Origin of the sequence: Streptomyces sp. NBC_01017 (assembly GCF_045162795.1) — a bacterium.
GTDB lineage: Bacteria > Actinomycetota > Actinomycetes > Streptomycetales > Streptomycetaceae > Streptomyces > Streptomyces machairae.
This window is the reverse complement of the sequence record NZ_CP108683.1, coordinates 1,293,474-1,312,489: the sequence shown is the minus strand read 5'-3', so window position 1 is coordinate 1,312,489 and position 19,016 is coordinate 1,293,474. Positions and strand designations below refer to the sequence as shown.

Here is a 19,016-nt window from a genome sequence, read left to right as displayed (position 1 = left end):
GTCAGGTCCTGCTGGATGGACCTCAAAACCCGCGACGCGCCCGGCACAGCACTGGCGCTTCGCGGATGGGGCTGGCGCCGGGCACCCGGGCGTCGGCCTCCCGTGCGTGTCTATCCGTCCCTCGATGTCCCGCTTGCCGCCGCCGTGTTGCGGCGTTGGTCCGGGACGGGCGCGGGGCGGGGGTGGGGGAGGCGTGGGACGGAGCCGTAGCGGCGGTTTCTGGCTGTGTACTGTTCGATCGCTTTCCACAGGTCGCGCCGGTCGAAGTCGGGCCAGCGGGTGTCGAGGACCATGAGTTCGGCGTAGACGGCCTGCCAGGGCAGGAAGTTGGAGGTGCGCATGTCGCCGCCGGTGCGCAGCAGCAGGTCGACATCGGGCAGTTCAGGCACATGCAGGTAGCGGCTGAAAGCGTGCTCGGACAGGGCGCGGGGGTGGACGTCTCCGGTGGACGCCTCTTGGAGGAGTTTGGCTGCGGCCGCGGTGATTTCGGCGCGCCCACCGTAGTTGACGCATGCCGTCAGGGTCAGGCCGGAGCGGGTGCGGGTCGTCCGCTCGGCTTCGGTGAGGGTTTCGATGACGTCGGGGGGCAGGCCCGTGGGCACTCCGGCCCACCGCACGCGTACGTCCAGCGGACTGGTGCCGTCGTACAGGCGGCGCAGGCCGGCCGGGATCTCGCGCATGAGAGCCTGCAGTTCGTCGGCAGGGCGTTTCCAGTTCTCGGTGGAGAACATGTAGACGGTCAGGTGGCTCAGGCCGATTTCGAGTGCGCCGTGGACGACGTCGATCAGCGCCTCGGCGCCTGCCCGGTGACCTTCGGTGCGGGGCAGGCCCCGGTCGGTGGCCCAGCGGCCGTTGCCGTCCATGATGATGGCGACGTGTCGGGGCGTCGCGTCGGCGGGGAGTTGGGGCGGGCGGGCGCCGGACGGGTGGGGGTCCGGTTCGGCAAGCGGCCGTTGCTGCTCGCCGATCGAGCGCACTGCCTGGGCCAGACTCTGCCGGGCGCCCGTAGGGGGTGGTTCGCCGGTCTCCGACGCCGGTGACGGGCGCAGGGGGAAGGGGAACAGGCTCCAGGCGAGTGCTGCCTTGGCCCGGGCGGGGGCGAGGAACCTGTGACGCTGCTGCCAGGGCAGGGCGGGCCGCCTGTGCAGCAGTGCTCCGGGGGCGTTGGCCGCCGTGGCGAGCCGCAGCCGGTACAGGTCGCGGTAGGTGCCCAGGGCAATGCCCACCGCCGGATGCAGCACCGGCGGCAGGACCGCCCGGTCGAACCACTGACGGGCCCGGTCGGTGAGTTGGTGCACCATCTGCTCGAAGGCCGGGGTGAGGTGCCGGGCGAACAGGTCTTCGCGGCGTACCCCTGCTTCCTCCAGTGCCTCGGCCGGGAGCGGAACGTGGCCACGGGTGAGGTCGTGGGCCAGGTCCACGAGGGCGTCGGTGAGGTAGATGGCGTCCACCACCGACTGCCAGGCCACCGCCGCTTCGGGCGCGCCGGCGGCCATCGTCTCCGGTTCGAGGGGCAGACCGGCCGCTCTGATCAGCAGAGAGGCGGTGCGCAGCACGAGTGGGGTGTTGATCAGGCTGGAGTAGCGCCGCCATTCCTGCCAGGTGGCGAACTCGCGCCCGTGGACGTCCTGGCGCAGCTCCTCGAAGAGGGTGTGCAGGAAAGCGGTCGACAGGTTCCAGGTCTGCGTCGTGTGGATGAGTGCGTGCCGTACGGGGTCGGTACTGCGGCCGTCGCGCAGGTCCGCGTCGAACGCCGAGATCCACGCCTCCAACCGCCGGGCGCGGTCCTCGGCGCTGCCGTCGGTGGCGTCGGCCAGGTCGTCCACGGCGCGCACTGCCCCGTACAAGGCCCATGTGGCCAGACGCAGTGGCGGAGGCAGCAGCAGGGACGTGGCGTACTCGATCTCGCCTGTGTCGCGTGTGGCGCGACGGCACACCTCGAAGCCGCGGCGCAGCAAGGGGTCGTGGATGCCGCCGCGACGGAAGACGTCGCCGACGATCGTGCGGGGACCGGCAGGCATCAGCTCACCCCGCCTTCGCCATGGGTGTCCTGGGCTGCTGTTGGCGGTACCCAGGCGAGGGCAAGGGCACTGCCAACGGCGGCAAGCAGGAAGCCGACCAGCAGGCCGCCGAGGTTGGCGGCGATCAGGCTGACCAGGGACAGGACACCGGCCAGTACGCCGGCGAAGTGGCGCAGCGCCGGGTTCCACCAGGTGGTCGCTCCCGACGCGAGCAGCAGAGCGCCAACAGCCCAGGAGGACGCGCCGGCGAGGCCGGTGAACTGCAGGAAACCCAGTCCCGCCCAGGAGACGGAGATGAGTTCCAGCCCGCCGAGCCCGAGCAGCAGGCCGGCCAGGAAGGGGCGATGGCCGCACCAGAGTCGCCACCGGCTCGCATCACGGTCGCTGACGACGGCTCTCACGACGTTCCCTTGCCCTTCCCGCTGTGGCAGCCGCCAGTCCCGCGATCGACGGCGATGTCGATCTCGTGGGCGGTGATCGTGCCGGCCGTGAAGGCATGCGGCTGTGTCGTCACCCGGCGCCCGTCCACGTTCTGTGCGCCCACGGAGAACAGCCCGGTGGGCTTCTGTGGCGACAGCTGCGGTGTGTTGAGCCGGGCGCCGGTCAGCGTCACGGACTCGGCCGTGGCCATGTCCGTCTCCACCGACAGGCCCGCGGCCGACGCCCGCCCGATGCGCACTGTGACCGTGACCGGTCCGACGACGGGGAGTTGCGCGGTGGACGTGGTGCAGGCGTTCTTGACCTCGCCCTTCTCCAGCCGGGTGACCAGAGCCGGCAGCACACCGCCCCGGCCCGAGACGCCGGGAGAGGCAGTCACGTTCGAGCCGGACACGCGCTCCGCGTGCACGGTGAGCGGCACCTGTCCGGCGAAGGCCATGGACACCATGCCCGTAGCGTTCCCGGCCAGCAGCACGGAGGCGCTGACCAACATGGGCGTCAGTGCGACGACGAAGCGGACCCTGCTCGTACGTCCCGTACGCGGACGATTGCCTGCCCGGCCGGGCCGCTGCGGCTTCTCGCGGCGATGAGACGGTTCGGGGTCATCGGAAAAGATCACGAGCGGCCCAACGAGCCCTGCCACCAGGAGTGTCGGCCATCACACTATCCGTTGAACGTCACCTCCGGGCCCGTGACGTCCCGGCCCTGGGGGAGTTCACCGGGCGATGACGAGCCGACCGACCAAACCGCTTGCCGAAACGGGGCCGGAGTCTTTGCTGGGACGCTCCATCGGACAGTGGTCCTTCTTGCTGGTCTTTCCCCGCGCCATCCTGCTGCAGGTGGCGCACCCGGCGGTGGGGGCCGGCGTGGCCCAGCATTCCATCTACCGCACCGACCTCTGGCAGCGCGGCTACCGGACGCTGGCCCACCTCCAGCGCCTGGCCCACGCGGATCCGGCCGACGGCGAGCGGCTCGGCCGGCAACTGAGGCGATGGCATCGCGACATCCACGGCGTCGACAGCCACGGACGGCCCTACCACGCCCTGCGACCCGAGCTGTTCCTGTGGGTGCACGCCACCTACCTCGACAGCATCCTCACCCTGTGGGACCTGTGCGGCAGGCCGCTGGACGCCGAGGAACGAAGGCAGTTGTACCGCCAGTGGCTCCGTGTCGGCCGGTGCCTGGGTCTGCGTCAAGAGGAACTCCCGCCCGACCTCGACGCTTTCACCGCCTACTTCACCGCCACGCTGACCTCCCTCGAACACACCGAGCCCGTGCGGCACCTCCTCGGCCCGGCCCCGTTGACCCCACCCCGGCCGGTCTCCGGCCTGCCGCTCGCTGCCGCGTGCTTCCGGGCCTTCGGACGGGTGCTGTTCCCTCACCTGACCAGGATGACCGTGGCCCTGCTGCCCCTCGAAGCCCTCACCGCCATGGGCCTGCCCTCGGCCCACCGCGTGTACTCATACTTGGCCCGGGGCCTCGCCCGTGCCCTCAACGCCGTTCCCTGGCGGCGTGTGCCGTACCGTGCCGGCGTCCGTACCTCGAACTCGCCGAGGAAACGGCAGCCTTGCGCGACGAGGCTTCGGCTCGGCAGCCGAATCCGAGGGCGCCGCGGCGCGCGTACGACGCGGTCGTGGATGCCCTGGTGAGGGCCCCGGAATCCATGGCCGGCCAATGGGCCTCGACCGTTGAGGTCCGGTGCGTGCCGCTGCGGAAACCCAAGGGCGCCCTCCGGCCACAGCCCTCGGAGGCGGCGGAGAACCCGCGGAACTTGCAGGCTGTGGCCTGATCTCATCGACGGCGACGCGGACGAGGCCGCTCTTTCCATGGGACGCGTGGTCGGGGTCGAGGCGGCGATCCGCAGCGTCATCTGAGCTGACCGGTCCGGAAGACCCTCGTCGACACCGCGGCCGTCGGCCAAGTCCTCCGCGTCAGCGTGCTGCGCCTCGCGGCTCCCCCGGGCGCAAGCGGGGCCTGCCCGCCAGGGTGGTCCACAGGTACGGCTCGACATCGTGCTCGGACAACTGAGCGATCATGAAGCGGACGCAGCGCTCGACGAGACGTTGCGCTACCTGCGCACGGTGGCCGACTCCGTGGACATCCCGATCATGCTCTACAACCTGCCCGGCGCCACCGGCGTCAACCTCGCCCCGGACACCGTCGGGCAGCTCGCCCGCGAGGTCGACAACATCCGGTACATCAAGGACACCAGCGCCGACATGGCCCAGGCCGGGCAGCTGATCCACCGCCACGGTGACGTCATCTCCACCTTCGTCGGCTGGGACAGTCTGCTGCTCCAGGCGATTGCCGAGGGCGCCGCCGGAGTCATGGCCGGGACCGCGAACGTCATGCCGGCCGAACTGGTTTCGATCCACCGGGCGTTGCGCGCCGCCGACCTCGACCGGGCGCGAGCGGAGTGGGCGCGGATCTATCCGCTGATGGACGCGATCATGTCCGCCCCGTTCATCCCGGCGATCAAGGCCGCCGTGAACGCGACCGGGCTGTCGGTCGGAGAGCCGCGTGAACCGGTGCTCGGGCTGGACGCCGCGACGACCGCCAGGATCGCCTCCCTCGTCGAGGCAATGAGGAGCCACTGACCATGACCCCTTCCGCTGTCCGCCGGGCACCGCACGCGCCGTCCCTGATCGGCGACGCCGACCTTCCCCCGGCCCGGCACTTCATCGACGGGACCTTCGTCGAGGGCTCGACCGACCGTGTCATCGACGTGGTCGACCCATGTACGGAGAAGATCATCGCCCGCATTCCCGAGGGCACCGCCGAGGACATCGACCGGGCGGTCGGCGCCGCTCGCAAGGCCAAGGCCGAGTGGGCCCGGCACGTCCCCAAGGAGCGCTCCGAACTGCTGCACGCGCTCGCCGACCGGGTGGCCGAACACGCCGATCTCCTCAGCAGGCTGGAGTCGGCCAACACCGGCAAGCCGCTCGCGGTGTCCCGCGACGACGTCGCCATGACCGTCGACACCTTCCGCTTCATGGCCGGCGCTGTGCGCGCGACCACCTCCATGGCCGCCGGCGACTACGCCGAGAACCACCTGTCGCTCATTCTGCGCGAACCACTCGGGGTGATCGGCGTTGTCACCCCGTGGAACTACCCCCTGCTCATGGCGGCCTGGAAGATCGCCCCCATCCTCGCCGCGGGCAACACCCTGGTCCTCAAGCCCTCCGAGCAGACCCCGCTGACCACCCTGAAGTTCGCCGAACTCGTCACCGATCTCCTGCCGTCCGGGGTGCTGAACATCGTGAACGGCTACGGCGCGACCGCCGGCGCCCGGCTCGCCGAGCATCCGGACGTCGACATGATCGCCCTGACCGGCTCCGTCGCCAGCGGCCGCGCCGTGGCCCGGGCCGCCGCCGAGAGCCTCAAGCGCGTCCACCTCGAACTCGGCGGCAAGGCACCGGTGGTGATCTTCCCGGACGCCGATCTGGCAGCTGCGGCTTCGGGATTGCGCGTTGCGGGCTTCTGGAACTCGGGCCAGGAGTGCGACGCCGCCTGTCGCGTACTGGTCCACGAGTCGGTCGCCGAGCGGTTCGTCGAGCAACTCGTAGACGAGGTACGGGCGTTGGTCGTCGGTGAGCCGACCTGCGGCGAGGACGTGGAAGTCGGCCCCATGGTCTCCAAGGCCCACTTCGACCGTGTGTGCGGGTACTTGGAGCGTGCGAAGAAGGACGGCGTCCGAGTGGCGACCGGCGGGGAGGCTCTCGACGGCCCCGGCTACTTCATCGCCCCGACCGTCCTGACCGACGTGTCCGAAGGCGCCGAGGTCGCCCGCGAGGAGATCTTCGGCCCGGTGATCACGGTCGAGACCTTCGCCGACGAGGAGGAGGCGGTACGACGGGCCAACGACGTCCCGCTCGGCCTGTCGGCGTCGGTGTGGACGGAGAACGCCCGCCTCAGCCACGACATCCCGGCGAGGCTCGACTTCGGGACCGTCTGGGTCAACTCCCATCTGGTACTGGCCGGCGAGGTCCCCTGGGGCGGCTTCAAGGGCTCCGGCTACGGCCGCGACCTGTCGATCTACGCCCTGGACGACTACTCGCGGACCAAGCACGTGATGCACAACCACGGGTGCTGACACGGGAGCTGGGAAATCCTTGGATGTGCGGGGTGAGTGTCAACGACCCCCTGGGTCGGGGCGTCCACGGGTGATGGTGGGCGCCCTCGGTGCTGACGGAGCCGTTCCTGGCGTTGCGGAGTTGTCGCCTCGGCCGGTGCCGGTGCCGGTGCCGGTGGCTGGGTGGAGTGCTGCGGCCCCCGGACCAGGACGTAGAGGAACGGGGCTGCCATGACGGCGACTCCTACCGCGAGGTGATGACGCCGAGGGTGATCGGCGTGATCATCGCGGCGCCGACGCCGCCGAACAGCCGCGCGACGTGGGTCCTGGCGCGGGTCTGCCGGCTACGCCTTCCGAGCGGGACGTTGGCACTCCGGCGTCCTACCCAACAGCGCCACAGGCAGCAACGACCCCAGCACTGCCCACTGTTCGTCTGAGAGATCACCTCGCCCCACATCGAGATCATCGAGGCACGGGGAGAGACACCACCCGCGTGGAAGGCGTGGCAGGATCGCGGCCATGTCCCTCCGCGTTCCTCGCCTCTGGATCGGCTCGACCGAGATCATCGCCCTCGCCGACGGAGAGGGCCCGTTCTTCTCCCCGCGCGCCGAGGCCTTCCCCGAGGCCACGGCCGCTCAGTGGGCCGAGGCCGACCGCTACGACCCGGGCGCGGTCGACGCCGAGGGCCGCTGGCGGCTCCAGTTCCGCGCGTATGCGATACGCGGTGACAAAGGCCTCACCGTCGTGGACGCCGGGATCGGTCCGGCGGACAGCCCGGCCGGCTCGTGGGCGCCCGTGCCCGGTGCGCTCCCCGAGTCCCTCGCCGGCGCCGGCATCGACCCGGCCGAAGTCGACACCGTGGTGCTCACACATCTGCACACCGACCACGTCGGGTGGGCGGTCGTGACCGAGGCGGCCGTCCCGTCAGTGGGCGGCGCGGTGGACGGCAACGCTTCGACCGGCGGCCGCCGCCCATACTTTCCGAACGCCGAATACCTGCTCCAGCGGGCCGAGTTCGACGCCCTCGACGCGCTCAACCCGCAGCTTCGTGAGACCCTCACCGACCCGCTCGCGGCCGCCGGTCGGCTCCGGCTCCTCGACGGGGACACACCGCTGCGCGCCGGGCGCGCGGTCGCCACGCCCGGTCACACGCCCGGACACCAGAGCGTGCTGGTCGCCGAGGGGCGCGAGCTGGCGCTCGTCACCGGCGACCTCCTGGTGCACGCGCTGCAGCTGCTCCACCCCGAGCTCGCCTACGCGCACGAGGACGACCCTGAGGCGGCCAGGCACTCAAGGGAGCGCATGCTCGGCCGCGGAACCGCCACCACGCTCCACCTGGCGACGCCGCATCTGACGGAGCCGTTCCTCTCGGCGTGATCGCGGTCGTTCGACGAGGGCCAGGCCGAGAGGGCATGCAGACGCTCCCATTTCTCGGCGGTCCTGTCGTCGACGGGACTGAAGACTGTGAGGCGGCAGCCGCCTTTGGGCTGGAGCTACGTCCGGTCCGCGAAGCTCAGCTTCGAGGTTCAGCCCAACGGCCCGGGTGAAGCTGAACGCCGACGGGCTCGGCACGCTCGGCGAGAGCGAGTCCCTGAGAGTAGCCCCGCATGGGCAGGACCGGGGCGTGCAGGCGACTCGTGGGCGACCACGGGCAAGCGGCCATTGACCCGTTCAGCGAGCAGCGTCCAGGTCCACGGCCAGGTCCTCCGTCTCCGTCCAGAACCGTTCGTCCGCGTCCTGGAGCCGGGAGGCCGCGTGCTTCATGTGGGTCAGCGCGGCGGCGCGAGCCGCGTCCGGGTCGCCGGTGCCGATTGCCGCGAAGATGGCGTGGTGTTCCTTGCGGACCTCTTCGATGAAGTCGCCGCGGCGGGCCTCGTTGGCGCGGGTGACGCGGATGCCACTGCGCATGACCTCGCCCAGATACCGCATGGTCGAGACCATGACCGCATTGCCGGTCGACTCGGCGATGGACCGGTGGAAGGCCAGGTCCTCCTCCACACCGTCACCGCCGGCCGCGACCGCCGCGTCGATCGCGTCCAGGGCCTCCCGCATACGGGAGAGGTCGGCGGCCGTGGCGCGGGCGGCGGCGAGGGACGCGGCCTCGCCCTCCATGGCGCGCCGCACTTCCACGATCTGCAGGACCTTGGACTTGGTGTCGGCGGCCTCGGCCTCCAGGTCGAGCGGCCGGGTGCGGCGCGGCAGGATGAACACGCCGCGGCCCTGGCGCGGCTCGACCAGGCCCGCGTTGCGGAGCCGGGACACGGCTTCGCGCACCACCGTCCGGCTGACGCCGAGCTGCTTGACCAGCTCGACTTCCGTCGGCAGCTTGTCGCCCTCGGCCAGCCGTCCGGACTCGATTTCCTCCGCGAGGATCGCGGCGACCTGATCCGCGAGCCGGACGGGACCGCTCACCTTGGAAAACATGGTGTTCAGTCTATCGGCGCGGACCCCGTCGAACTCGCCGCGAGCGGCTCGACGACCGCCTCCGGGTGCGCCTCGATGTAGTCGCGTACCACTGACTCGAAGCTCGGGTCGGGCTCCAGGCCGAGGGCGGCGGCGCGGGCGTTGTCGAACTCGGCCGGCCATGAGCCCACGATGGCCTCGACCGCCGGGTCGGGTGAGATCGTCACCAGGTCGGCGACGGAGTCCCCGGCGACCCGCCGCAGTGTGGCCAGCATGTCGGCGACGGACACCGTGAGCGCCGGCAGGTTGACCGGCACCCCGCCGTCGATCCGGCCCGGACCGGAGCCGCGCTCGGCCTCGGCGATGCGCAGGATGCCCTTGACGGTGCGCCGCGGCGAGGCCAGGGCCACCCGCAGGGCGGGATCGACCGGGCAGGTCGCCGGCAGGCCCGCGAGCGGTTCGCGGACGATCCCGGACAGGAAGCCGGAGGCGGCCGCGTTCGGCTTGCCCGGCCGCACCGACACGGTCATCAGCCGGGCCACCCGCCCGTCGAGGAAACCGCGCCGCGTGTACTCGGCGACGAGTTGCTCGCAGACCAGCTTCTGCGTCCCGTAGCTCGACCGTGGGGTCGGCAGCGTCGCCTCGCTGACGACCGGCGGCAGCGGCAGCGTCGGGTCGGAGCCGTACACCGCGACGCTGCTGGAGAACACGACGCGTACCGTCGGCCCGCCGGCGGCCGACTGCGCCCGCGCGGCGTCGAGCAGCGCCCTGGTCGTGTCCAGGTTGGCGCCCATCCCAAGGTCGAAGTCGGCCTCGCACTCGGCCGAGACCGCGGAGGCGAGATGGATCAGCACGTCCACCGGCTCCGCGAACACCTCGCCGATCCGGTCGCCCAGATCGCCCTGCACGATGTCGACCAGCGGATCGGCCGCTTCGGGCGCCTCCGCCGGTACGAACCGGTCGGCGAGGACGAGCCGGTCGACGGGCGCGCCGCGGAACGTCCGGCGCTCCAGCAGTGCGGCGGCGACCCGGCGGCCCAGGAAGCCGAAGCCACCTGTGATGACGATCCTCATGCGGTTTCTTCTCCTCGGAATCCTCGGACGTGCAGGTTGTTCTTCAGCCAGCCGAGCCCTTCGCTCGTACCGGCGCGGGGGCGGTACTCGCAGCCGATCCAGCCGTCGAAGCCCAGCTCGTCGATGACGGCGAACAGATGGTCGATGGCGAGTTCGCCCTGGTCGGGCTCATGGCGGTCGGGCACGCCAGCGATCTGCAGATGGCCGACCCGGCCGGTCGGCAGGTCCCGGCGCAGGGTCGTGGTGAGGTCACCCTCGACGATCTGGCAGTGGTAGAGGTCGAGCTGCACCTTGAGATTCGGCGCGCCCACCGACTGGACCACGGCGTGCGCTTCGGCCTGCCGGCTCAGGAAGTAGCCGGGCATGTCACGGCCGTTGATCGGCTCGATCAGGATGTCGACGCCGACCGCGGCGGCCTTCTCGGCGGCCCAGGCGAGATTGGCCAGGTACGTGTCCCGGGCCGCGGGCACGGCGTCGGGCCCGACCAGTCCGGCCATCACGTGCACCCGGGGGCTGCCGAGGGCCGCCGCGTACTCCAGGGCCCGTTCGATCCCGGCGCGGGTCTCGGCCTCGCGCCCGGGCAGCGCCGCGGTACCGCGCTCGCCGGAGTCCCAGGCGCCGGGCGGTGCGTTGAAGAGGACCTGGCGCAGGCCGTTCTCGTCGAGCAGGCGGCGCAGTTCGGCGGCCTCGTAGGCGTACGGGAAGAGGTACTCGACGGCCTCGAAGCCGTCCGCCGAGGCCGCGGCGAAACGGTCGGGGAATTCGTGCTCGGTGTACATCATCGACAGGTTCGCGGCGAACCTCGGCATGGTGTGGCTCCTCGGTCGGGCCGGCGGTTGACGATCCGGCCCGGCTAGCGGTTGACGATCTGCTTCTTCGTGGTGAGGACCGCGCCCGCGCCGACGACGAGGCTGAGCGCCAGCACGTACATCGGGAGCTCGGTCGAACCGGTCGCGTCCTTGAGCGCGCCGATCATGTACGGGCTGACGAAGCCGGCCAGGTTGCCCACCGAGTTGATGACGGCGAGACCGGCGGCCGCGGCGGTGCCGCCCAGGAACGCGGTCGGCAGCGACCAGAACAGCGGGGCACAGGTCAGCACACCGGCCGCGGCGAAGGACAGCGCGGCCAGGGACAGTGCGGTCGACCCGGACCAGCTCGCCGCGAGCGAGAAGCCGACGGCGCCCATCAGCGACGGGATCACCAGGTGCCAGCGGCGCTCACGGAGCTTGTCCGCGGATCGCCCGAACACGTTCATCGCGACGAGCGCGGCAAGGAACGGCACGGCGCTCAGCACACCGATCGCGAGGCTGCCCTCGATGCCGGTGGACTGGACGAAGGTGGGCATCCAGAAGGTCAGGGCGTACTGGCCCATCACGAAGCAGAAGTAGATGAGGCACATCAGCCACACCTTGGGCTCGCGGAACGCGTCCCACACCTTGCCGTGCACCGTCTGGTGCGCGGCGTCCTCGGCGATCGCCCGCTCGACGATGCCTTTCTCCTCGTCGCTGAGCCACTTCGCGTCGCGCACTCCGTTGTCGAGGTAGAACAGCGTCGCCACACCGATGATCAGCGCCGGGATGGCCTCCAGCAGGAACATCCACTGCCAGCCCTGCCAGCCGTTCACGCCCTGGAAACGGTCCATGATCCAGCCGGAGAGCGGGTTGCCGAAGATGCCGGCGACCGGGATCGCGGACATGAACAGCGCGATCACCCGGGCCCGCCGGTGCGAGGGGAACCAGTAGGTGCAGTAGAGGATCACGCCCGGGTAGAAGCCGGCCTCCGCGGCACCGAGCAGGAACCGGAGCACGTAGAACGTGGTCTCGCTGTTGACGAACATGAACGACGCCGAGACCAAGCCCCAGGTGATCATGATCCGGGCGATCCAGGTACGGGCGCCGATGCGCTGCAGCATCAGGTTCGACGGCACCTCGAAGAGGAAGTAGCCGATGAAGAACAGACCGGCGCCCAGGCCGTACGCGGCCTCGCTGAACCCCAGGTCGTCCGACATCTGCAGCTTGGCGAAGCCGACGTTGACGCGGTCCAGGTACGAGAAGGCGTAGCAGAGGATCAGGAAGGGGACGATGCGTCGTACGACCTTGCGGAAGACGGCGTTCTCACGGGCGAGGTCGGGGGTGGCCTCGCCCGTCGTCGCAGACAGGGACATGCAGCAATCCTTCGTAAGCGGCTCAGGGGATTCTCTGACGGGGTGGGGGGCTGGTCACCACGCTGCTCGGAACGTGGACCTCAGTTCGTCGATCGCGTGACGGGGGAGTGGCTCAGGGCGACGATCGGTCAGGAGCCAGAGACGTGCCGTCTCCTCGAGTTCCTCGAGGACGGCGAGGGCGGTGGCCGGATCGGGACCCCAGACGACGGGGCCGAGACGTTCCAGCAGCACTGCCCTGATCGGGGTGCCGCCCGCCGCCCGGTCGGCGATCCGGGCGGTCACCAGGTCGGCCACACGCGGATCGCCGGGCCGGTGGTAAGGGACGAGCGGAACGTGCCCCACCTTCATCACGTAGTACGGGGTGATGGGCGGGAGCACGTCGTCCTGGTGCCACACACCGGCCAGGGTGAGCCCGACCAGGTGCGTGGAGTGGGTGTGGACGACGAACCGGGCCGTGGGGTCGGCCTCGTAGATGCGCCGGTGCAGCGCGAGGGTCTTGCTGGCGCGGTCGCCCGCCACCTGCTCACCGGAGGCGTCGACCAGCGCGAGCCGGTCGGGGTCGAGGAAGCCGAGGGCGGCGTCGGTGGGTGTGATCAGGTGGCTGTCACCGACCCGCGCGCTGATGTTTCCGGCACTGGCGTGCACGTATCCCCGGGCGAACAGGCTGGTGCCGACCCGGACGATCTCGCGGCGCGCGGCGTCCACGGTGGTGTCCGGTGTGGTGTCCGTGGTCCTGTCGGTGGTCACGACGCCTCCCCCTCCAGGAGGGCCAGCGAGCCTGTGAAGAAGTCGGGGCCGCCGAAGTTGCCGGACTTGAGGGTGATGTGGAGGGTGTCGCCGCCGGGCAGCGTCGCCGCGCACCACGGCACCCCGGGCGCGATCTGCGGTCCGATACGGAGGCGGGTGATGCCGAGCGCCTGGACGACGGCGCCCGAGGTCTCGCCGCCCGCGACGACGAGCCGGCGGACCCCGCGCTCCACGAGTCCCTGTGCCACCCGGGCCAGCGTCCGCTCCACCAGCTCACCCGCCTCGGCGGCACCGAGCCGGACCTGGACGGCCCGTACCGTATCGGGTGCCTCGGTGGAGTAGACGAGGACCGGCCCGTCGCCGAGGTGCGCGTCGGCGAAGGCGAGCGCCTGCCCGGCCACGTCCTCACCGGCCGCGATCCGCAGCGGGTCCACGCTGTAGGCGGGCCGTCCGGTGCGCAGGAACTCCAGCACCTGCCCGTTCGTGGCGGTGGACACAGAACCGGAGACGACGGCGGCGTGCCCGCCGGCCGGCGGCAGTTGCGCGGCCGCGGCGGACGGCTCGAAGCCCCAGTTCGCGGGCAGCCCGATCGCGAGTCCGGAACCGGCTGTCACCAGCGGCAGGTCCCGTGCCGCCTCGCCCAGCCGCACGAGGTCGTCGTTGGACACGGCGTCGACGATCGCGACCCCGGCACCCTCCTTGCGCAGCTCGTCGAACCGGGTCCGGACGGCGTCGGCGCCGCCCGCGACGACGGTGTGGTCGACGAGACCGACGGGCCGCCCGGTCTGCGCCTGCAGTACGGACACGAGGTTGGAATCGGTCATCGGCGTGAGCGGATGGTGCCGCATCCCGCTGTCGCTGAGCAGCACGTCACCGACGAAGAGGTGGCCCTTGAAGACAGTGCGGCCGTTGTCGGGGAACGCCGGAGTGGCGATCGTGAAGTCCGCGCCCAGGGCGTCCATCAGCGCCTCGGTGACCGGGCCGATGTTGCCCGCAGGGGTGGAGTCGAAGGTGGAGCAGTACTTGAAGTAGATCTGCTCGGCGCCGGCGGACCGCAGCCAGGCGAGGGCCCGGAGTGAGGCGTCGACGGCGTCGGAGGCGGGGGTCGTCCGCGACTTGAGGGCGATGACGACGGCGTCGGCGTCGATGGCCTGCCCGTCGATCCGGTCCTCCGGTACGTCGATCAGCTGGACGACGCGCATGCCCGCACGCACGAGGTTGTTCGCGAGGTCGGTGGCGCCGGTGAAGTCGTCGGCGAGGCAGCCGAGTCGGATTCCCATGTCAGCCCTCCGCCTTGGGCAGGTCCGTCGGATCCGGGAGGTTGGCCGGCTTCGGCAGGTCCACGCCCGGGAAGATCTTGATCACCGCGCTGTCGTCCTCGCCGCCGAGCCCGGAAGCCGAGGCGTGCAGGAACACCTGGTGCGCGGTGGAGGCGAGGGGGAGCGGGAACCTGTCGGGTCGCGCGGCGTCGAGCACCAGCCCGAGGTCCTTGACGAAGATGTCGACTGCGGACAGCGGCGTGTAGTCCCCGGCGAGCACATGCGCCATGCGGTTCTCGAACATCCAGGAGTTGCCCGCGCTGTGCGTGATGACCTCGTACAGGGCTTCGGCCGGGACCCCGGCCTTGATGCCGAGGGCCATCGCCTCGGCCGCCGCCGCGATGTGCACGCCCGCGAGCAGCTGGTTCACGATCTTGACCTTGGAGCCGAGCCCGGCCCGCTCGCCCAGCCGGTAGACCGTGCTGCTCATGGCCTCCAGGACCGGGTCGGCGAGTGCGTACGCGGCGGGGGAGCCGGAGGTCATCATGGTGAGCTCGCCGGCGGCCGCGCGGACGGCGCCGCCGGAGATGGGGGCGTCCAGGTACAGCACGCCCTTCTCGGCCAGCCGCCCCTCCAGCTCGGCGGACCAGCCGGGGTCGACCGTTGAGCACATCACGTAGACGGCACCCGGGCGGAGTCGGTCGGCGGCGCCTTCGGGGCCGAACAGCACGGCCTCGACCTGCGCGGCGTTGACCACGACGCCGACGAGGACGTCCGTCTCGGCGGCGAGGGCGGCGGGGGAGGCGTACGCGGTGCCGCCGTCCCGGGCGAAGTCCGCGGCCACCTGCGGTCGGAGGTCGTGGACCCCCACCTGGTGGCCCGCGCCGCGCAGGCTGCGTGCCATGCCGAGACCCATGGCCCCGAGCCCCACCACGCCCACGCGCGGCGGCCGTGCCGACCTGTCCGGCGTCTGCTGGTCGTTCATGCCCATCCTCGTCCTGCTGTGCGGCTCTCACCGGGCGCGGCCCGGTCTCGGACCGCGCGCGGCCTTGCTCGCTCGCCCGGTCGTGCGGCGATCGGGTCATATGATGACCTGAGGATGAACTCCCTGCATACTGTGATGCCGGTCACATGAATGCGGGATCGCGGTCGGGGTCCTGAGACGGGGCGGGCAAGAGTGCCCGCTGCCGGTCCTGCGACAGCTCCACGGGTCCGGGCGAAGGCACCTCGGGCGAGGTGCTGTCGCTGGGTGCGGACAGTCCATGGGAGGGGGGCCGTCACCACCGGTGCTGCGCGATGCCGTCAAGCAACTACATCGCCGTCTGGTTCCCCGGCGCTTGGGTCGCGTCCGCGCCGACCCGCGTCCGCGCCGACCCGCGCTCGGGTCGTACCGCTCAGAAGGCTCCCGCGACGAGGGTGGTCGTGCCGAACGGGCCGAACGAGAAGTGCGCCTGCCAGTGCGGCTCACTCGGACAGGGAGGTCCTGGACGGTGCGGTGCGGCGGTTCGGTGGAGATCAGCGAGGCGATGAAAGCCGCCGCCGGCGCGGCGAACGGTGTGGTGTCAGAACCCTTGACGCGCCGGAACGGTGTCCTCCATGATCCCGGCGGAAACGTTTCCATGGAAACGTTTCCGCCACTCCTCGGGCCCGTTCGCCCAAGGACGCACAGCCTTCGCACCCGAGAGGCGACCATGGACAACACCGTGACCATCAAGGATGTCGCAACCCGCGCGGGCGTCTCCGTGGGCACCGTCTCGCGTGTGCTGTCCGGTAGCCCCGCGACCTCGGCCGCGGCACGGGAGCGCGTGCGGAGCGCCGTCACGGAACTGGGCTACCGGCCCGACGCACGTGCGCGCGCCCTGCGCTCGGCCCGCAGCAACGCGGTGGGCCTGCTCCTGTCCGACGTACGCAACCCGTTCTTCGCCGAAGTCGCGCACGGTGCCGAACAGGCGGCGCTCGCCGCGTCGTACGTGACCCTGCTCGCCAACGCGAACGAGGACACCACGCAACAGGACACCTATCTGGAGGCGTTCCTCACCCAGCGGGTCGACGGGATCATCGTCGCCCCGCAGGGTGAGGGCAGCGGGAACCTGCGCGCGCTCGAACAGGCCCGCACTCCGCTGGTGTTCGTCGACCGGACGGTTGAGGACTTCGACGTCCCCAGCGTGACGGCCGACAACGCACAGGGCGTCGATCTCGCCGTCGCCCATCTCGCCGCCCACGGCCACACCCGGATCGGCTACATCGGGGGACCGCCGTCCGTGTCCACCGGCCGTGCCCGGCACGACGCGTTCCTGGCCGCCGTGGCCAGCCACGGCCTGGACGAGGATCCGGCGCTCATCGCCGTGGGTGACTTCCGCAGCGCGAGCGGCAGCACCGCGGCCGCCACGCTGCTCGCCGGCAGACGTCCACCGACCGCAATGCTGGCCGCGGACAGCCTCATGGCGGTCGGGGCACTGGGCGAGGTACGGCGCCGGGGGCTGCGCATCGGCACCGATCTGGCACTGGTCTCGTTCGACGACATCGAATGGTTCAAGGAACTCGACCCGCCGCTGACCGTGGTGGCCCACGACGCACGCGCGCTCGGCGAGAGCGCGATGAGGCTGCTGCTGGACGTCATCGAGGGCCGGCCCGCCGAGTCCGTCGTCCAGCCCATGCGGCTCGTCGTACGCGAGTCCTCCACCGGACGGCCCGCCGACTGACCGACCGGGCGGCGCCATTCCCCCCGCCACCGACGGCCGTTCAAGCCGGCAACATCCCGACACCCCGACCCGAGGGCTGGACGGGGAAACCGGCATGCCGACGGTGTCCCCTGCCCGCACGACGACATCGATCAAGAACCGCGCGAGGTCCTGAACGGCCCGCGCACCCCTCACCGGAAAGGACCGACCATGCGCATCGCACTCGGGAACGACCACGCGGGCCTGGCGCTCAAGGAACACGTGCGCCAGGTGCTGCTCGGACTCGGCCACGAAGTGCTCGACCGGGGAAGCGACAGCGAGACACCCGTCGACTTCCCGGACATCACCTTCGCCACCTGCGACGCGGTACGCCAAGGCGAGGCCGACCGGGCCGTTCTGGTGTGCGGCACCGGCGCGGGCGCCCTGATGGCCGCCAACAAGATCGCCGGGATCCGGTGCGGACTGGGCCACGACGTGTACTCGGCCCACCAGGCCGTCGAGCACGACGACGCCAACGCCATCGCCATGGGTGCCTGGCTTGTCGGCCCGGCGACGGCGACCGAGGTCCTGGAGGCGTTCCTCGCCGCGACGTTCGACAACGACGACGACACCGTGCGGCGCGTCGCCAAGCTCCACGAACTGGAACTCCGGTCGGCACGAGAGCTCGCCGACCGGCTCTAGGAGGTGTGCGCCCCCGCACCTCCATCCCCACAACTCCCCACCCCCCACAGGCCGATGGGCCAACCGTCCCCCGCGCATACCGCGATCGAAGGAGACCCGGCATGAGCGCGCCCAGTACCCCCACCGTCGACAGCGCCCGAACAGGACGTATCAAGACCGCACTCGCCTCCGCGGCAGGCACCTGTGTGGAGAACTACGACTTCGTCGCCTACGGCACCGCCTCCGCCCTCTACTTCGGCGATGCCTTCTTCCCTGAGTCCGATCCCGTCGTCGGCACCCTGCTCGCCTTCGTGACCCTCGGCGTGGGTTTCCTGATGCGCCCCGTGGGCGGCGCGCTCGGCGGGTACCTCGGCGACCGGCACGGCCGCAAGCCTGTGCTCGTCGGTGCGCTGCTGGTCATGGGCTTCGCCACGGTCCTGATCGGCCTGCTGCCCACGTATCAGCAGGTGGGTGTCATCGCACCCGTTCTGCTGGTCGTCATCCGTTGCGTCCAGGGCCTGGCGTTCGGCGCCGAGTGGGGTGGCGCGGTGATGATGACGTACGAGCACGCTCCCCGCAGGCGCCGCGGTCTCTATGCGGCGATACCGCAGGCCGGCAACCCGCTCGGCATCGCGTTCGCCAACATCGCCTTCCTGCTCTCCGCGTCCCTCGACGGCGACTGGGCCTGGCGGCTGCCGTTCCTCGCCAGTTCCCTGCTGATCGTCGTGGGTCTCGTCGTACGGATGAAGCTGAGCGAATCCCCGGAGTTCGAGGCGGCCAAGGCCGAGGGCGGCACCGTGCGCAATCCGCTGGTGTCCGTCCTGCGCGACGACTGGCGCAACATCCTGCGCATCATCGCTCTGCGTGTCGTCGAGTCGTGTGCCTACTACCTGACGGCCACGTATCTGCTGTCGTACATCACCGACCGCGACGCGGACGACCGCAGCGTCGCACTGGCCGGCGTGGTCGTCGCCAGTCTGGTGGCCGTGGGCACCACGGTCCTGTCCGGCGCCCTGACCGACCGCGTGGGACGCCGGCCCGTCTACCTGGTGGGCTGCCTGCTGGCCGCGGCCTTCGGCATTCCGATGTACGTGATGGCCAACACCGGCGCGCCGGTGCTGATCGTGCTGGTGTTCCTCATCGCCATCGGCGTCATCCACGCGGCGCTGACGGGTACTCAGGCGGCGTGGTTCGCCGAGCTGTTCCGCACCGGAACTCGCACCTCGGGTGCCTCGCTCGGCTATCAGACGGCCGCGTCCGTGGCAGGGTTCGCGCCGTTCGTCGCCGTGCTGCTTGCCGATTCCTTCGACTGGTGGGGCCCGGCGGGCTTCTATGTGACCGTTGCCCTCATCGGGCTCATGGGTGTGCTCGCCACGCGCGAGACCTGGGGTCCCGCTCAGCGGGCGTCCGCTGCCGCCGCCGAGGCGACGGTGAAGCTGGACGGTATCCCGTCGCAGCAGGCATCCCGCCATGATGCCTCCCGGCAGCGTCCCTGATC

General features: G+C 71.0%; 17 protein-coding genes. 7 read left to right on the top strand and 10 right to left on the bottom strand.

All coding sequences use genetic code 11. The features are described from left to right. Window positions 1-110: 110 nt before the first annotated feature. The 3 genes from uppS to OG331_RS06395 are packed head-to-tail and all read right to left on the bottom strand — an operon-like array spanning window position 111 to window position 2,952. Entirely contained in the window at window positions 111-2,021 is a 1,911-nt protein-coding gene (gene uppS, locus OG331_RS06405; protein WP_406192549.1) for a polyprenyl diphosphate synthase, read from the bottom strand. Beyond that, complete coding sequence (locus tag OG331_RS06400; RefSeq protein ID WP_406192546.1) at window positions 2,021-2,422, bottom strand: DUF6114 domain-containing protein; 402 nt, start codon at window positions 2,420-2,422, stop codon at window positions 2,021-2,023. The genes uppS and OG331_RS06400 overlap by 1 nt, the downstream gene beginning before the upstream one ends. Next, window positions 2,419-2,952 (bottom strand): DUF6230 family protein, encoded by a 534-nt coding sequence (locus tag OG331_RS06395; protein WP_406192543.1) that lies wholly within the window; start codon window positions 2,950-2,952, stop codon window positions 2,419-2,421. The genes OG331_RS06400 and OG331_RS06395 overlap by 4 nt, the downstream gene beginning before the upstream one ends. 232 nt (window positions 2,953-3,184) lie before the next feature. Here OG331_RS06395 and OG331_RS06390 point away from each other — a divergent pair, with 232 nt between their 5' ends. The 4 genes from OG331_RS06390 (at window position 3,185) to OG331_RS06375 (ending at window position 7,908) form a co-directional block, all read left to right on the top strand. After that, window positions 3,185-4,108 (top strand): oxygenase MpaB family protein, encoded by a 924-nt coding sequence (locus tag OG331_RS06390; RefSeq protein ID WP_406192540.1) that lies wholly within the window; start codon window positions 3,185-3,187, stop codon window positions 4,106-4,108. 363 nt (window positions 4,109-4,471) lie between these two features. Further along, window positions 4,472-5,056 (top strand): dihydrodipicolinate synthase family protein, encoded by a 585-nt coding sequence (locus OG331_RS06385; protein WP_406192537.1) that lies wholly within the window; start codon window positions 4,472-4,474, stop codon window positions 5,054-5,056. Window positions 5,057-5,058: 2 nt separating this feature from the next. Further along, the gene (locus tag OG331_RS06380) at window positions 5,059-6,552 is read left to right on the top strand and encodes an aminobutyraldehyde dehydrogenase (protein WP_406192535.1); all 1,494 of its coding nucleotides are present in this window, start codon (window positions 5,059-5,061) and stop codon (window positions 6,550-6,552) included. 498 nt (window positions 6,553-7,050) lie between these two features. Next, window positions 7,051-7,908, top strand: a complete 858-nt coding sequence (locus OG331_RS06375) for an MBL fold metallo-hydrolase (protein ID WP_406192532.1) — start codon at window positions 7,051-7,053, stop codon at window positions 7,906-7,908. A gap of 294 nt (window positions 7,909-8,202) precedes the next feature. On the opposite strand, the gene OG331_RS06370 is transcribed toward OG331_RS06375, so the two are convergent. The 7 genes from OG331_RS06370 to ltnD are packed head-to-tail and all read right to left on the bottom strand — an operon-like array spanning window position 8,203 to window position 15,162. Further along, the gene (locus OG331_RS06370; RefSeq protein ID WP_406192529.1) at window positions 8,203-8,955 is read right to left on the bottom strand and encodes a FadR/GntR family transcriptional regulator; all 753 of its coding nucleotides are present in this window, start codon (window positions 8,953-8,955) and stop codon (window positions 8,203-8,205) included. A gap of 5 nt (window positions 8,956-8,960) precedes the next feature. Continuing rightward, window positions 8,961-10,007, bottom strand: a complete 1,047-nt coding sequence (gene denD / locus OG331_RS06365) for a D-erythronate dehydrogenase (RefSeq protein ID WP_406192526.1) — start codon at window positions 10,005-10,007, stop codon at window positions 8,961-8,963. Then, window positions 10,004-10,816 carry a 2-oxo-tetronate isomerase gene (gene otnI / locus OG331_RS06360; RefSeq protein ID WP_406192523.1) on the bottom strand — a complete coding sequence of 271 codons (813 nt, stop codon included), beginning with the start codon at window positions 10,814-10,816 and terminating at the stop codon, window positions 10,004-10,006. The genes denD and otnI overlap by 4 nt, the downstream gene beginning before the upstream one ends. 44 nt (window positions 10,817-10,860) lie before the next feature. After that, window positions 10,861-12,171 (bottom strand): MFS transporter, encoded by a 1,311-nt coding sequence (locus OG331_RS06355; protein WP_406192520.1) that lies wholly within the window; start codon window positions 12,169-12,171, stop codon window positions 10,861-10,863. Window positions 12,172-12,225: 54 nt separating this feature from the next. Next, complete coding sequence (locus tag OG331_RS06350) at window positions 12,226-12,918, bottom strand: aldolase (RefSeq protein ID WP_406192517.1); 693 nt, start codon at window positions 12,916-12,918, stop codon at window positions 12,226-12,228. Beyond that, window positions 12,915-14,198, bottom strand: coding sequence for a 3-oxo-tetronate kinase (gene otnK / locus OG331_RS06345; protein ID WP_406192514.1), 1,284 nt, complete (start codon window positions 14,196-14,198; stop codon window positions 12,915-12,917). Before otnK ends, OG331_RS06350 begins: the two co-directional genes overlap by 4 nt. Before the next feature lies 1 nt (window position 14,199). Next, a complete protein-coding gene (ltnD, locus tag OG331_RS06340; protein ID WP_406192511.1) occupies window positions 14,200-15,162 on the bottom strand; it encodes an L-threonate dehydrogenase in 963 nt (320 codons plus the stop codon). A 706-nt stretch (window positions 15,163-15,868) separates the two neighbouring features. Here ltnD and OG331_RS06335 point away from each other — a divergent pair. The 3 genes from OG331_RS06335 to OG331_RS06325 all read left to right on the top strand — a co-directional run bounded on the left by OG331_RS06335 (window position 15,869) and on the right by OG331_RS06325 (window position 19,014). Continuing rightward, window positions 15,869-16,879, top strand: a complete 1,011-nt coding sequence (locus tag OG331_RS06335; RefSeq protein WP_406192508.1) for a LacI family DNA-binding transcriptional regulator — start codon at window positions 15,869-15,871, stop codon at window positions 16,877-16,879. 189 nt (window positions 16,880-17,068) lie between these two features. Continuing rightward, window positions 17,069-17,539: an RpiB/LacA/LacB family sugar-phosphate isomerase gene (locus OG331_RS06330; protein WP_328430262.1), complete on the top strand. Its 471-nt coding sequence runs from the start codon at window positions 17,069-17,071 to the stop codon at window positions 17,537-17,539. Window positions 17,540-17,640: 101 nt separating this feature from the next. Beyond that, window positions 17,641-19,014, top strand: a complete 1,374-nt coding sequence (locus OG331_RS06325) for an MFS transporter (protein WP_406192505.1) — start codon at window positions 17,641-17,643, stop codon at window positions 19,012-19,014. The last annotated feature ends 2 nt before the right edge of the window (window positions 19,015-19,016 follow it).